General features: G+C 69.9%; 13 protein-coding genes and 2 tRNA genes. 12 read left to right on the plus strand and 3 right to left on the minus strand.

Going from position 1 to position 13635, the window contains the following annotated elements; all coding sequences use genetic code 11:
* The first annotated feature begins 1 nt into the window (after position 1).
* Both ACLQ2T_RS25000 and ACLQ2T_RS25005 read left to right on the plus strand, forming a co-directional pair.
* Positions 2-1024 carry a TlpA family protein disulfide reductase gene (locus ACLQ2T_RS25000; RefSeq protein WP_425768796.1) on the plus strand — a complete coding sequence of 341 codons (1023 nt, stop codon included), beginning with the start codon at positions 2-4 and terminating at the stop codon, positions 1022-1024.
* On the plus strand, positions 1021-2838 hold the full coding sequence (locus ACLQ2T_RS25005) for an ABC transporter ATP-binding protein (RefSeq protein WP_425768797.1): 1818 nt from the start codon (positions 1021-1023) through the stop codon (positions 2836-2838). Before ACLQ2T_RS25000 ends, ACLQ2T_RS25005 begins: the two co-directional genes overlap by 4 nt.
* Positions 2839-2846: 8 nt before the next feature.
* On the opposite strand, the gene ACLQ2T_RS25010 is transcribed toward ACLQ2T_RS25005, so the two are convergent.
* The gene (locus tag ACLQ2T_RS25010; RefSeq protein WP_425768798.1) at positions 2847-4061 is read right to left on the minus strand and encodes a S8 family peptidase; all 1215 of its coding nucleotides are present in this window, start codon (positions 4059-4061) and stop codon (positions 2847-2849) included.
* A 263-nt stretch (positions 4062-4324) separates the two neighbouring features.
* Here ACLQ2T_RS25010 and ACLQ2T_RS25015 point away from each other — a divergent pair, with 263 nt between their 5' ends.
* The 4 genes from ACLQ2T_RS25015 to ACLQ2T_RS25030 all read left to right on the plus strand — a co-directional run bounded on the left by ACLQ2T_RS25015 (position 4325) and on the right by ACLQ2T_RS25030 (position 6793).
* A complete protein-coding gene (locus ACLQ2T_RS25015) occupies positions 4325-4975 on the plus strand; it encodes an MOSC domain-containing protein (protein ID WP_425768799.1) in 651 nt (216 codons plus the stop codon).
* A 60-nt stretch (positions 4976-5035) separates the two neighbouring features.
* Entirely contained in the window at positions 5036-6157 is a 1122-nt protein-coding gene (locus ACLQ2T_RS25020) for an MFS transporter (protein WP_425768800.1), read from the plus strand.
* Positions 6154-6348, plus strand: a complete 195-nt coding sequence (locus ACLQ2T_RS25025; protein ID WP_425768801.1) for a hypothetical protein — start codon at positions 6154-6156, stop codon at positions 6346-6348. The genes ACLQ2T_RS25020 and ACLQ2T_RS25025 overlap by 4 nt, the downstream gene beginning before the upstream one ends.
* A gap of 154 nt (positions 6349-6502) precedes the next feature.
* Positions 6503-6793: a hypothetical protein gene (locus tag ACLQ2T_RS25030; RefSeq protein ID WP_425768802.1), complete on the plus strand. Its 291-nt coding sequence runs from the start codon at positions 6503-6505 to the stop codon at positions 6791-6793.
* A gap of 162 nt (positions 6794-6955) precedes the next feature.
* Here the strand turns inward: ACLQ2T_RS25030 and ACLQ2T_RS25035 are convergent.
* Positions 6956-7026 (minus strand) — tRNA-Gly (locus ACLQ2T_RS25035).
* Positions 7027-7322: 296 nt separating this feature from the next.
* Here ACLQ2T_RS25035 and ACLQ2T_RS25040 point away from each other — a divergent pair.
* The 6 genes from ACLQ2T_RS25040 to ACLQ2T_RS25065 all read left to right on the plus strand — a co-directional run bounded on the left by ACLQ2T_RS25040 (position 7323) and on the right by ACLQ2T_RS25065 (position 12749).
* Positions 7323-7396, plus strand: a tRNA-Pro gene (locus tag ACLQ2T_RS25040).
* A 159-nt stretch (positions 7397-7555) separates the two neighbouring features.
* The gene (gene tig, locus ACLQ2T_RS25045; protein ID WP_327024483.1) at positions 7556-8902 is read left to right on the plus strand and encodes a trigger factor; all 1347 of its coding nucleotides are present in this window, start codon (positions 7556-7558) and stop codon (positions 8900-8902) included.
* 172 nt (positions 8903-9074) lie between these two features.
* Entirely contained in the window at positions 9075-9713 is a 639-nt protein-coding gene (locus ACLQ2T_RS25050; RefSeq protein WP_327024484.1) for an ATP-dependent Clp protease proteolytic subunit, read from the plus strand.
* A gap of 14 nt (positions 9714-9727) precedes the next feature.
* Positions 9728-10390, plus strand: coding sequence for an ATP-dependent Clp protease proteolytic subunit (locus ACLQ2T_RS25055; RefSeq protein WP_363749172.1), 663 nt, complete (start codon positions 9728-9730; stop codon positions 10388-10390).
* 206 nt (positions 10391-10596) lie between these two features.
* Complete coding sequence (gene clpX / locus ACLQ2T_RS25060; protein WP_425768803.1) at positions 10597-11892, plus strand: ATP-dependent Clp protease ATP-binding subunit ClpX; 1296 nt, start codon at positions 10597-10599, stop codon at positions 11890-11892.
* Positions 11893-11951: 59 nt separating this feature from the next.
* A complete protein-coding gene (locus tag ACLQ2T_RS25065) occupies positions 11952-12749 on the plus strand; it encodes a carbon-nitrogen hydrolase family protein (RefSeq protein ID WP_425768804.1) in 798 nt (265 codons plus the stop codon).
* Between the two features lie 6 nt (positions 12750-12755).
* Here the strand turns inward: ACLQ2T_RS25065 and ACLQ2T_RS25070 are convergent, their stop codons facing one another.
* Complete coding sequence (locus ACLQ2T_RS25070; RefSeq protein WP_363749176.1) at positions 12756-12983, minus strand: hypothetical protein; 228 nt, start codon at positions 12981-12983, stop codon at positions 12756-12758.
* Positions 12984-13635: the final 652 nt, after the last annotated feature.

A 13635-nucleotide genomic window follows, 5' to 3' on the forward strand; every position in this document is an offset into this window, starting at 1 on the left:
GATGATCGGGGCGCTGCTGCTCGTCGCCCAACTGGCCCTGGTCGGCATCCTCGGCTGGGCCCTGGTGGGCAAGGTACGCGGCCGGGCCGCCTTCGCGGCCTTCCGCGCCTCGCTGCCGCGTACCGTCGGGGTGCCGGCGGCACGGGCGGGCGCCCTGGCGGTGGCGGTCCTGGCGGCCGAGGCGTTCACCGCCGGGACCCTGCTGGCCGCCGTCGCCCTCCCGGCCCTGGCACCTGCGGGCTTCGCGCTGGCCACCGGCCTGTTCGCGGCCTTCACGGTGGCCGTGGCCGGGATGGTCCGTCGGGGGGTCCGGGAGCCCTGTCACTGCTTCGGGGTCGCCGAGAGCCCACCCGGCCCCGCGCACGTCCTTCGTAACCTGCTGTTGACCGCGGTCGCCCTGGGCGGGGCGGCGCTGGCCTTCGGCGGGGTCCGGCCACCGTCGCTGTCCACCCTCACCGCTGAACCGTCCGGAGCTGACATGGCCCCCTCGTCCGTCCTGCTGCTCGTGGTCACGGTGCTGTGTCTGGTCAACACCACCGTCCTGCTGGTCGTGCTCGCGCAGCTGCGGCGACAGTCCACCCTGCTGAAGGTCAGCATCGAGGGGGTGGAGAACCCCGAGCCGATCATGCTGACCGCCGGTGCCACGGTCGGCGACTTCACCGCCACCACGGTCGACGGCACTTCGGTGTCCCGGGCCGGGCTGCGGGGGGAGACCCTGGTGGGCTTCCTCTCCCCGAGCTGTCCGGCGTGCGCGGAGAGCCTGCCCGGCTTCGTCGCCCGGGCCGAGGCGATCCCCGGTGGCCGGGAGCAGACCCTGGCCGTGGTGCTGGGCACCGGGGAGGCCGCCACCCAACTCTGCGAGCGGCTGGCCCCGGTGGCCCAGGTGATCAACGAGCCCGAACGGGGCCCGGTGGCCCGCGCCTTCGGGGTGGACGGCTACCCGGCGTTCGGGCTGCTCTCCGGCGACACCGTGGTCGCCAGCCACTTCGTACTCGACCGGGTGCCCGTCACCAGCGTCCCGTGATCAAACAGGCAGGCGGCTCGCTGGCCGAGGCCACCCGGATGGCCTGGGCCGCATCCCGCGGCTGGCTCATCGCCCGGATGCTGCTCGCCGTGGTGGCGGGCATGGTGCCGGTCGCCGTCGCCTGGCTGATGAAGGTGGTGCTGGACCGGCTGGCCGCCGGCGACGACCGGCTCACCGGGCCGGTGCTGTTGCTGGCCGGCACGGGTGCCGCCGCGGTGCTCCTGCCCGAACTGGGCCGCTACGTCGACGCCGAGCTGCAACGGTCCGTCGGGCTGACCGCGCGACAGCGGCTGTTCGCCGCCATGGGCCGGATGCTCGGGCTGCGCCGATTCGAGGATCCGGAGTTCCACGACCGGCTCAGCATCGCCGCCGAGACCGGCCCGGCCGGGCCGCCGGAGGTGGTCAGCGGCTTCCTCGGGGCCGCCCAGGGGCTGCTCACCATGGCCGCCTTCCTCACCACCCTGGCCGCGATCAATCCGTGGATGGTGCTGGTCGTGGCGGTGGCCGCCGTACCCACCCTGCGGGCGGAACTGCGTCTGGGCCGCCAGCGGGCCGCGCTGCTGTGGGAGTACGGCCACGCCGCCCGGCGGGAGTTCTTCTACGCCCAACTGATGACCAGCGTCACCGCCGCCAAGGAGGTCCGCCTGTACGGCCTCAGCGGGCTGTTCGGCGCCCGGATGCTCACCGAGCTGCGCGGCATCCACGCCGGCCAACGCCGGATGGACCGGCGTGAGCTGCTCGTCCAGTCGGTGCAGGGACTGCTCGGCGCGGTGGTGGCCGGGCTGGGCCTCTTCTGGGCGGTCACCGCCGCCCGGTCCGGCGCGCTGACCATCGGCGACGTGTCCGTCTTCGTGGCTGCGGTCGCCGGTGTGCAGGGCGGGCTGAGCAGCGCCTTCGTCAACGCCGGGCGACTGCACGAGGCGATGCTGCTGTTCGGGCACTACCGCTTCGTCGTGGAGGCCCCACCCGACCTGCCCGCCCGCGCCACCGCCCTGCCGCAGGTGCCACCGCTGCGGCACGGAATCGAGTTCGACGACGTGTGGTTCCGCTACGGCGAGGACCTGCCCTGGGTGCTGCGGGGGGTCAGCTTCACCCTTCCCGCCGGGTCCTCGGTGGCCCTGGTCGGGCACAACGGGGCCGGCAAGAGTTCGCTGGTGAAACTGCTGTGCCGGTTCTACGACCCGAGCCGGGGCAGCATCCGCTGGGACGGGGTGGACCTGCGCGACCTGCCCCCGGCCGAGCTGCGGGCGCGGATCGGGGTGCTGTTCCAGGACTTCATGTCGTACGACTTCAGCGCCGCCGACAACATCGGGATCGGTGTGGTGGCCGCCCTGGACGACCCGGACCGGATCCGGGCGGCGGCCCGGCTGGCGGGGGTCGACGACATCCTGTCGGCGCTGCCCCGGGGCTACGACACCCTGCTCACCCGGGTCTACATGAACGCCGAGGACCGCGACGACCCCACCACCGGCGTGGTGCTCTCCGGCGGCCAGTGGCAGCGGGTGGCCCTGGCCCGGGCGCTGATGCGCGAGGAGGCCGACCTGCTCGTGCTGGACGAGCCCAGCGCCGGCCTGGACGCCGAGGCGGAGTACGAGGTCAGTCGACGGCTGGCCGCACACCGGGCCGGCCGGACCAGCCTGCTGATCTCCCACCGGATGAACACCGTCCGCGACGCCGACCTGATCGTCGTACTGGCCGACGGCACGATCACCGAACGCGGCAACCACCAGGAGTTGATCGACCTGGACGGCACGTACGCCCGGCTGTTCCGCCGTCAGGCCGCCGGCTACCAGGACCCGCGACCGGCGGCCTGACCCGGCGGTCAGGGGCCGCAGTAGAGCAGGCGGTTGGCGGTGGCGCTGGGCACCCCGGAGACCACCCCGACAGTGGCCCGACCGATCAGGTACGCGGCGACCTGGGCCGGGGTCCAGGTGGGGTTGGTCTGCAGGGCGAGTGCGACGCAGCCGGCGACGTGCGCGGCGGCCATCGAGCCGCCGCTCAGGGTCGCTGTCGCCGTGTCGGTGGTGTACCAGGTCGAGGTGATGCTCGCTCCTGGCGCGTACAGGTCCAGGCAGGAGCCGTAGTTCCCGGAGGGCATCCGGGCATCGGTCTGCGTGGTGCCGGCGACGGTGAGCGCGGCCGGAACCCGGGCGGGGGAGCCGCTGCAGGCGTTTCCGTTCGAACTGCCGGCGGTCACCACGTAGCTGACGCCCGCGTTGATCGAGTTGGTCACCGCCGCGTCCAGTGCGGCGCTCGCGGTGCCGCCGAGGGCCATCAGCGCCACCGCCGGACGGACCGCGTTGGCCCGCACCCAGTCCACCCCGGCGATCACCTGGGCGACGGTGCCGCTGCCGGCGCAGTTGAGCACCCGTACCGGGTGCAGCCGTACCCGCTTGGCCACCCCGTGCAGGGTGCCGCCGACGGTGCCGGCCAGATGGGTGCCGTGCCCGTTGCAGTCGGCCGCAGGCAGGGCGTCGACCAGGTCCACCCCGACGCCGACCCGGCCGCCGAAGTCACCGTGGCTGCCCCGCACACCTGTGTCGATCACGTACGCGTTCACGTTCGGCGCGGTGTTCGGGTACGCGTACCGGCCGTCGAGGGGAAGGTACCGCTGGTCGATCCGGTCCAGCCCCCAGGACGGCGGGTTGAGCTGCACCCCGGGCACCGTCAGCGTGACGGTCCGGTTCTGCTCGACGTAGGCGACCGCCGGGTCGGCGGCCAGCCGTCGGGCGGCGCGCTCGGTCAGGCGTACCTCGAATCCACGCAGCGCGTCGGTGAACACTCGGTCGACCCGGCCGGCGTACCGGGTGGCGAGCCGGTCGGCCGTGGCCCGGCTGCCGATGGCGTCGTCGCGGAGCACCACGACGTAGCTGCCGGCGAGCGCGGTCGGTGCGTCGGCGTACTGGATCTCGCCGGTGGCTGGCGCGGCGGCGGCCGGGCCGCCGGTCAGTGCGACCAGGACGGCGGCGGTGAGCAGTGCGGCGAGCGGCCCGCGGGTGGCGGCCGGCCCTCGCCGGTGCAGACGGGGCAGTGGCATCGGTTCCTCCTCCTGGCGGCCCCTGATGTGGGCGGTAGCCCTCGGCAGGACCTTGATGGATGCCCGGATGGTACCGATAGATTTATCAAGATGGATATATCTGCCCCGGGTGGCCGTCCTGGCGCCGAGCCATGGTGAGCCGTGCCATGGTGATAGGCCAGCGGACCGAGCGCTCGGCGGTCAGCGGCGGCACGACATGCCGCCGGCCTCGCCGAGGCGAGAACGAATCGTCGCGCGCGGCTGACCCGTCGTACTGTCACCGGATGCGAGTGCTTTCCGTGAACGTGGGCAGGCCCCGACCCAACCCGGCCAAGGGTGGGCTGACCGGCATCGACAAGCGGCCGGTCGAGGGCCCGGTCGCCGTCGTCGTGCCCGGCCCGAAGGGCACCGGCGAGGTGGGTCTGGCCGGCGATCGGGTCTACGACGTCAAGCATCACGGCGGCACCGACCAGGCCGTGTACGCCTACGCCCGGGAGGACCTGGACCACTGGGCGACCGAGTTGGGCGTCACCCTCGGCAACGGCGGCTTCGGGGAGAATCTGACCACCGTCGGCCTCGACGTCAACGGTGCCCTGATCGGCGAACGCTGGCGGATCGGGCCGGACGTCGTACTGGAGGTGTCCTGCCCACGGATCCCCTGCTCGACGTTTCAGCACTGGCTGCAACAGCAGGGCTGGATCAAGCGGTTCACCCAGGCTGCCGTGCCCGGGGCGTACCTGCGGGTGATCGAACCCGGCGAGCTGCGCGGCGATGATCCGATCGAGATCGTGTACCGACCCGACCACCAGGTCACCATCGAGCTGGCCTTCCGTGCCCTCACCCTCGAACCGGACCTGCTGCCGCAGCTGCTGGTCGCCGAGGCCCTGCCCGAGGAGGCCCGGGACTCCATCCGCCGACGGTCGTCCGCCGGGTAGGCCCCATGCGCCGAGATGCGTACCCGCCATCGGGGAACTACGGTGTGTGGTCGGGGCGACATGGAATCAGCACTGACCGCACCACCAGCACCGCCGGCGGAGTTGGCAGGGTTACGCCGCTGGCCGGTCTCGCTGGTCCTGGCCGGGGTCATGTTCCTGGTGCTCTTCGACAGCCTCGCGGTCGCCACCGCCCTGCCCCAGATCGGCCGGGAGTTCGCCATCGCCCCGGACCAACTGCAATGGGTGATCACCCTCTACTCCCTGAGCATCGGCGGGTTCCTACTGCTCGGCGGTCGGGTCTGCGACCTGTGGGGTAGGCGACGCCTGATCGTCACCAGCCTGGGGGTCACCACGTTCGGCCTGCTGCTCGCCGGCGCCACCTCCTCGCTGCCGCTGCTGTTCGCCGGACGGGTACTCCAGGGCCTCGGCGCCGCCTTCGCCATCCCGGCCGCCCTGGCCTCGGCCGCCGCCCTCTTCCCGGACGAGCCCTGGCGCAGCCGGGTCTTCGCCGTGGTCGCGGCCGCCGCCAACTCCGCCGGGCTCGCCGGAGCCGTCTGCGGTGGGGTGATCACCTCCTACTGGGGTTGGCGCTGGATCTTCCTGGCCGTCGTCCCGGTGGGCATGGTGGCGATGCTCGCCGCCTTCCGGCTGCTGCCGCCGGACCAGCCGACAGTCGGCCGCCGATCCCTGGACGTCACCGGGGCTCTGCTGGCCACCGGCGGGTTGGTCATCCTGATCTACGGCGCCACCCGGGTCGCCGAGCAGGGGGTGTCCGGTCCGGCACCGGTCATCGTCGTCGCCGGCCTACTCCTCTTGGCGGTCCTCGTCCCCCTGGAACGCCGGATACGTGACCCACTGGTCAAGCCCGCCCTATTCCGTTCGCGTTCCCTGCCCGTCTACGTGGCCCTGACCCGTGAATGCATCAGCGCTGCGGCCCCCGAGGACCGAGGTTCGACCTCCGCGCTGTTCGAATCGACGAACCACGTCGGCGGCGCCCTCTCGGTGGCGGCGTTCCTCACCCTGCTCGGCGCGGGCGTCGGCTACGGCCCGGTTCAACTGGTCGGTGCCGCCGTCGCGGCGCTCGGCATCATCGCCACGATCGGTCTCATGCCCGGACGGAAGTCCCGGGGTAAGGATCGGGACAGCGCAGACCCGCAAGCTTCGGTACGGTCCGCCAGATGAACCCCGCGTCGAGGCGTGCCGGCACCGTTCGTGCCCTCGGGAACCTCGCCCTGATCACCGGTCTGCTCATCTCGGTCATTACGCTGCTGCCCGACACCGGGTCTACCACCCCACACATCCTGGCGGGCCTCTTCGTCGCCACCGGCATCGGCCTACGCCTCGAAGCCGCCATCCGAGAACCCCGCCCCTGAGCTGGACGGTAGAAGGCTTCGGGGTAGCGCTGGTGCGCCAACTCGGGGAGGATCATCCTCCATGTCTGAGCGAGATCTGGCCGGAACCTGGCGTCGCATCATCGACGGGGACAGCAAGTCCTGAGTGGTGTTCGCCCACGGCACGTGTGTCGTGTTGCCAGATCCCGGGCCCGGCGTCGACCTCGCCGCTCAGGCCGTAGACATCCTGCGCGAGTACGGCCCCGTCCACCCCGGCTCGTCCGCCGGAGACTTCGGCACGGTCACCCTCGATCCCGGTCCCGGCTGGGTGGTCTACGGCCACCACGACGACGTGCTGACCTACGTGAGCCCGGACGAGATCTCAGACGGCAGCGACCTGGCCGTCGGTCTGTACGGACGCCACAAGCGAGACCGGGACGGCCATGAGCTTGACGTCGTCCACGTCGAGGACAAGCGGCCCCGGTAAGGCAGGACCGAGCTTCCGCCGTCAGACGTGGAAGCAGAAGCGCTCCGCGCCGCATCACGGAGGAGCGCGATCGGGCACGCGCCGGACATGGTCGCAAGGGCAACCGGTAGGCATGAATATGGCCCAGGTCGGAACCTCGTCTGACCTGGGCCACTATCGCTGAGCGGGCGACGGGAATCGAACCCGCACCGTCAGTTTGGAAGACTGAAGCTCTGCCATTGAGCTACGCCCGCGTACGCCCGGAAACCCGGACGCGCCGACAGCCTACCCAATGCCCGCGGTGAGCGCGCGGCCGTATCCCCGCCGCCGCGCCGGGGTCGATCCCGCAGTTTCGGAGATGTGGGGGTATCCGGCCGCCGCCGATGCCGCAACATCGGCGAAACTGCGGCCAAGTGGACACCAAGTGGACACCAAGCGGCCAGCAAGCGGTCAGATGCCGTCAGGCATGTCCGATTTGGGGTTGTTCGGCGCGTTGGGGGATGCCCCGGCATCCGGTTGTCGGGTCGAAGGCATAGACTGCTCGACGCCACGGGGTGTGGCGCAGCTTGGTAGCGCACTCGCTTTGGGAGCGAGGGGCCGTGGGTTCAAATCCCGCCACCCCGACTGCCTCCAGCGTGGGGCCGGTGCACCCGGGAAGGGTGGCGGCGGGAAGCTTCGCCGCCGGGTTCCCGGGCGCTGCTGGTCGGCCACGCCGGTTCGCCTACACTCGATGGGCCGAAAAGTGCGCCCAGACTCAACCGAGATCCGTCAAGGAGTACGCCTGTGAAGAGCACCGTCGAGACTCTGAGCCCGACGCGCGTGCGGCTCGCCATCGAGGTGCCGTTCGTCGAGCTCGAGCCGAGCCTCAAGAAGGCGTACCGGGAGATCGGCCAGCAGATCCAGATTCCCGGCTTCCGTAAGGGGAAGGTGCCGGCGGCGATCATCGACCAGCGGGTGGGCCGGGGCACCGTGCTCAACGAGGCCGTGCAGGAGGCGATCCCGCAGAACATCCTCGCCGCGGTCCGCGAGCACGACCTGAAGACCCTGGGCCGTCCCGAGGTCGACATCACCGAGTTCAACGACGGTGACTCGCTGAACTTCACCGCCGAGGTGGACGTCCGGCCGGAGATCACCGTGCCGGACCTGGCCTCTCTCGAGGTCGTCGTCGACGAGTTGCAGATCGACGACAGCGAGATCGACGAGCAGGTGAAGAACCTGCGCGAGCGGTTCGCCACCCTCAAGACCGTCGAGCGGGCCGCGGCCGAGGGCGACTACGTCCAGATCGACCTGCGGGCCACCGTCGACGGCGAGGAGGTGCCGGGCGGTTCCGCCAGCAACATCTCCCACGAGGTGGGCAGCAAGCAGCTGCTGCCGGGCCTGGACGAGGCCCTGGTCGGCCTCGCCGCCGGTGAGGACACCACCTTCACCACCCAGCTGGTCGGTGGCGACTTCGCCGGCCGTGACGCCGAGGTCCTGGTGACCGTGCGTACGGTCAAGGAGAAGGAGCTGCCCGAGCTGAACGACGAGTTCGCGCAGCTGGCCAGCGAGTTCGACACCATGGAGGAGCTGCGCAACGACCTGCGTGAGCGGGTCACCCGGGGCAAGCGGGTCGAGCAGATCTACGCCGCCCGGGACAAGGCGCTGGAGCAGCTCGTCGAGGCCGCCGAGGTGCCGGCGCCGGAGGGTGTCATCCGCGACGAGGTGGAGAGCCGCAAGCAGGCGATGGTCGACCAGCTGGAGCGGATCGGCGCCTCGATGGAGGACTACCTGGCCGCCGAGGAGAAGACCGAGGAGCAGATCGACGCCGAGCTGACCGAGGCCGCCACCCAGGGCATCAAGGTCCAGCTGCTGCTCGACACCCTCGCCGACGCCGAGGACGTGCAGGTCTCCGACGACGAGTTCGGCCACGAGATCGTCCACCGCGCCCAGCGGGCCGGCATGGCCCCCCAGCAGTACTACGACCAGCTGGTGCGCTCCGGCGCGGCCGGCGCGGTCTTCGGTGACGTCCGCCGGGGCAAGGCGCTGGCCGCGGTCATGGAGCGCATCACCATCAAGGACACCGCAGGCAACGAGATCAGCCTGGACGCGCTGCGCGAGGCCAGCGAGGCGGAGCACGGGCACGAGCACTGATCGTCGGGTGAGGGCCATCGTCCGCCGGTCGCGGTGGGTGGTGGCCCGACCCCTTTCCGGGTACGAGTCCCGGGCCCCCTGCGCTGAGAGCGAACAGTGCCCGGAGCGGGACTCTGCCGCCCGGCTGAGCGGTTAGTGTCGGACAGGACGGTACGGAGAGCGAAGGGCTGCCATGACCGACATGCACATCCCAGCGAAGCCGCGGGCGCTCGACGCCCGAGGCGGCGACTCAATTGGCAACCTCGACGACTCGGTCTACAACCGGTTGCTCAAGGAACGCATCATCTTCCTCGGCAGCGAGGTCAACGACCAGGTGGCCAACCGCATCTGCGCGCAGCTTCTGCTGCTTGCGGCGGAGGACCCGGACCGGGACATCTTCCTCTGGATCAACTCGCCGGGTGGCTCGGTCTACTCCGGCATGGCGATCTACGACACCATGCAGTACATCGACAACGACGTGTCGACCGTGGCGATGGGCATGGCTGCCTCGATGGGCCAGCTGCTGCTCTGCGCGGGCACCAAGGGCAAGCGGTACGCCCTGCCGCACGCCCGGATCATGATGCACCAGCCCTCGGGTGGCCTCGGCGGTACCGCCTCGGACATCGCGATCCAGGCCGAGCAGATGCTCTACACCAAGCGGATGTTCCAGGAGCGGGTCGCGCACCACACCGGACAGACCCAGGCGCAGATCGAGGCGGACTCGGACCGTGACCGCTGGTTCACCGCCCAGGAGGCCATGGACTACGGCTTCATCGACAAGGTGATCATCGGGGCCGCTCAGGTTCCCGAGGGCGCCGGGACCCTGAGCTGATCGAGGAGCAGACGATGACCGACCTCAGCCTGCCGCCCCAGTTCGCGGCCGTGCACAACCGCTACGTCCTGCCGTCGTTCGTCGAGCGCACGTCGTACGGGGTCAAGGAATCCAACCCGTACAACAAGCTCTTCGAGGACCGGATCATCTTCCTCGGCGTTCAGGTGGACGACGCGTCGGCCAACGACGTGATGGCCCAGCTGCTGACCCTGGAGGGGACGGACCCCGACCGGGACATCATCATGTACATCAACTCGCCCGGCGGCTCGTTCACCGCGATGACGGCGATCTACGACACCATGCAGTACGTCCGGCCGGACATCCAGACGGTCTGCCTCGGCCAGGCCGCCTCCGCCGCGGCGGTGTTGCTGGCGGCCGGCACCCCGGGTAAGCGGATGGCGCTGCCGAACTCGCGGATCATCATCCACCAGCCGGCCACCGAGGGCGGCTACGGGCAGGGCTCGGACATCGAGATCCAGGCCCGGGAGATCCTGCGGATGCGGACCCAGCTGGAGGAGATGCTCTCCCGGCACTGCAACCGGCCGGTCGAGAAGGTCCGCAAGGACATCGACCGGGACAAGATCATGACGGCCGAGGAGTCCCGGGAGTACGGGTTGGTCGACACGATCCTCAGCAGTCGCAAGAAGGGTTTGCTGGCCGCCAACGCGGCTAGCTGACCTGCACGGGTTCAGGGGCCGGTCGGGTCTGTCACCCGCCGGCCTCTGACACACCCGTTTTGGGGGTCGGAGAATGCTCCCGCAGCGGGTAACGTCGGGTCAGTACCGCTTCGTCGGGCGACCGGCGCGGTGGGTGGAGACGGGCAGAGCGAAGCGTCCGCAGGTCGTGGCCGGGGCTCCGGCCGATGAGTGCAGGGAGAACGTAGGTGGCACGGATCGGTGACGGCGGCGACCTACTCAAATGCTCCTTCTGCGGCAAGTCGCAGAAGCAGGTCAAGAAGCTCATCGCGGGCCCCGGGGTCTACATCTGCGACGAGTGCATCGATCTCTGCAACGAGATCATCGAAGAGGAGTTGGCCGAGTCCGGCGAGGTGAAGTGGGAAGAGCTTCCCAAGCCGATGGAGATCTGCCAGTTCCTCGACACCTACGTGGTGGGGCAGGAGCAGGCCAAGAAGGCGCTCGCCGTCGCGGTCTACAACCACTACAAGCGGATCCAGGCCGAGGCGGCCAACGCGCCAGGCGCCGGTAACGACGGTGTCGAGCTGGCCAAGTCGAACATCCTGCTGCTGGGTCCGACCGGGTGTGGCAAGACCCACCTGGCACAGACCCTGGCGCGGATGCTCAACGTGCCCTTCGCCATCGCCGACGCCACCGCCCTGACGGAGGCCGGCTACGTCGGCGAGGACGTGGAGAACATCCTCCTCAAGCTGATCCAGGCCGCTGATTACGACATCAAGCGCGCCGAGACCGGCATCATCTACATCGACGAGGTCGACAAGATCGCCCGCAAGTCGGAGAACCCGTCGATCACCCGTGACGTCTCCGGCGAGGGCGTCCAGCAGGCCCTGCTGAAGATGCTCGAAGGCACCGTGGCGAACGTGCCACCGCAGGGTGGCCGCAAACACCCGCACCAGGAGTTCATCCAGATCGACACCACCAATGTGCTGTTCATCTGTGGTGGTGCCTTCGCCGGTCTGGATCAGATCATCGAGGCGCGTACGGGCCACGGCGGCACCGGCTTCGGTGCCCGTCTCCGGGCCGTCTCCGAGCGTTCCACGGATGACATCTTCAGCCAGGTGATGCCGGAGGACATGCTCAAGTTCGGGCTGATCCCGGAGTTCATCGGCCGCCTGCCGGTGATCACCAGTGTCCGCAGCCTCGACCGGTCGGCCCTGGTGCGCATCCTCACCGAGCCGCGGAACGCCCTGGTCCGGCAGTACCAACGCCTCTTCGAGCTTGACGGCGTTGAGCTGGAGTTCGAGCGACCGGCCCTGGAGGCCATCGCCGACCAGGCGATGCTGCGCGGCACCGGCGCCCGTGGTCTGCGCGCCATCATGGAGGAGGTACTGCTCTCCGTGATGTACGAGGTGCCCAGCAACCCCGACGCCGCCCGGGTGCTCATCACCCGCGAGGTGGTCCTGGAGAACGTCAACCCGACCATCGTCCCGCGCGAGTTCACCGGGCGTCGGGCCCGGCGCGAGCGCGAGGAGAAGTCGGCCTGATCCGGTAGGCGAGTGCCTTACCCTGCCGGTTTCGACGGTTCGCCCGTACCCTGGCTGTCATGCGCGTCGCCGTCTGCCAGCTGAACTCCCGCGACGACCGGAAGGCGAACCTCGCCGCTGCGGAGGCTCTGATCGACCGCGCGGCCGACGCCGGGGCGGACCTGGTGCTCCTGCCGGAGTACGTCGACTACCTGGGGCCCGGTGCCAAGATGCCCGCACCGGAATCGGTCGACGGTGAGGTCGGCCAGTTCTTCGCAGGTGTCGCCCGTCGACGGGGCATCTGGCTCATCGCCGGCTCCTTCCACGAGGCCGGCCCCGATTCCGAGCACACCTGGAACACCACCCTCGTCTTCGACCGCTCCGGCACTCTCGCCGCCAGCTACCGCAAGATCCACCTGTACGACGTGGAGATCCCGGGACGGGTCTCCTACCAGGAGTCGGCTTCGGTGGCCCCGGGCGACCAGTCGGTGGTGGTGGAGGTCGAAGGACTGCGGATCGGGCTGTCGATCTGTTACGACCTGCGCTTCCCCGAGTTGTACCGGCAACTCGCCACCGAGGGCGGTGCTCATCTGCTCGTGGTGCCGGCCGCCTTCATGATGCACACCGGGCGTGACCACTGGGAGGTCCTGCTGCGCGCCCGAGCGATCGAGAACCAGTGCTTCGTCGCGGCTGCCGGACAGACCGGTGACCACGAACCGGGCCGGACCTGTTACGGGCGCAGCATGGTGATCGACCCGTGGGGGACGGTGCTGTCCCAGGTGCCCGACGGCCCCGGATTCGCCATCGCCGAGGTCGACCTGGAGCAGCTGGCCCGCATCCGAGCAGAACTGCCCAGCCTGGCCAACCGCCGACTCTGAGGGCGGCTATCCCTGTAGCAGTACCCCCACCACCGCGAAGCCGGCGATGGCCGCGGCGGTCACCAGCAGCGCGGTGCTCATTCGCGAGGGGCCCCGCCGGACCAGCCGCCCGATCGACACCACCACGGCGAAGAGCACGAAGGCCCCGATGATCAGTTGCCAGAAGGGGAGTAACAGGCCGAGCAGCGCGTCCTCGGCGAGGACCGGGCTGGCAGGCCGGGACACGTCATCCATGTCAGACACTCTGGCACGGCGGTGCCCTCCGCGGTCGCCGCCGCGAGTACGCAGTCGCGCAGATTCCCGTACCGAGTCAGTCTGTGCCGGGGCAGGTAGCTGACGCCTGCGCGGCGGGGCTGCCGGTGAGTTCCGCGCCCTCCGACCACGAGTGGGTTGAGAGACACCCCTGGATGTCCATCCTGAATCGACGGCTGCTGATTTGCCTTCTCCGGTGGGTGCGCGTAACTTTCTCTCTGCACGCGGGAGGCCGGGCAAACCGGCCGAGAACGGGCGCCGGTCTTACGAGTGATCGTGGGGCCGAGACCGGGCGGTGCGAGTGGGCCTGAAGTTGAGGTTGCAATCGCGAAGCCGACCGGGTAAGGTTCTGGAGCCGGCAGGAGCCGGGCGGGTTGCCTGAGGGTGACTGGCCGGTCTGCGGTTCTCCACGGAAGAAGCGACCGCCGAGAGGCGTGCGCCACCGTGGGCCGAACGATCCTAGAGGTTAAGGCCTGAGCTTCAGGTTGACCCGCTAGAATGATTCGGATAGTTTGGAGCGGTTGCCCCAGACAAGGTTTCGGATTCGAGGCCGAGCTTGGTGTGTGGTTGTTCTTTGAGAACTCAACAGGGTGTTTGATAAGCCAGTGCCAAGTAGTTTATGCCCCGTGCCGGC

Origin of the sequence: Micromonospora sp. DT229, assembly GCF_049844505.1 — a bacterium.
GTDB lineage: Bacteria > Actinomycetota > Actinomycetes > Mycobacteriales > Micromonosporaceae > Micromonospora.

Excerpts from the sequence above, each read along its gene's own strand:
- ACLQ2T_RS25000 (WP_425768796.1), top strand. The coding sequence starts at position 2 with ATGATCGGGGCGCTGCTGCTCGTCGCCCAACTGGCCCTGGTCGGCATC.
- ACLQ2T_RS25010 (WP_425768798.1), bottom strand. The coding sequence starts at position 4,061 with ATGCCACTGCCCCGTCTGCACCGGCGAGGGCCGGCCGCCACCCGCGGG.
- ACLQ2T_RS25015 (WP_425768799.1), top strand. The coding sequence starts at position 4,325 with ATGCGAGTGCTTTCCGTGAACGTGGGCAGGCCCCGACCCAACCCGGCC.
- ACLQ2T_RS25020 (WP_425768800.1), top strand. The coding sequence starts at position 5,036 with ATGGAATCAGCACTGACCGCACCACCAGCACCGCCGGCGGAGTTGGCA.
- ACLQ2T_RS25025 (WP_425768801.1), top strand. The coding sequence starts at position 6,154 with ATGAACCCCGCGTCGAGGCGTGCCGGCACCGTTCGTGCCCTCGGGAAC.
- ACLQ2T_RS25050 (WP_327024484.1), top strand. The coding sequence starts at position 9,075 with ATGACCGACATGCACATCCCAGCGAAGCCGCGGGCGCTCGACGCCCGA.
- ACLQ2T_RS25055 (WP_363749172.1), top strand. The coding sequence starts at position 9,728 with ATGACCGACCTCAGCCTGCCGCCCCAGTTCGCGGCCGTGCACAACCGC.
- ACLQ2T_RS25065 (WP_425768804.1), top strand. The coding sequence starts at position 11,952 with ATGCGCGTCGCCGTCTGCCAGCTGAACTCCCGCGACGACCGGAAGGCG.
- ACLQ2T_RS25070 (WP_363749176.1), bottom strand. The coding sequence starts at position 12,983 with ATGGATGACGTGTCCCGGCCTGCCAGCCCGGTCCTCGCCGAGGACGCG.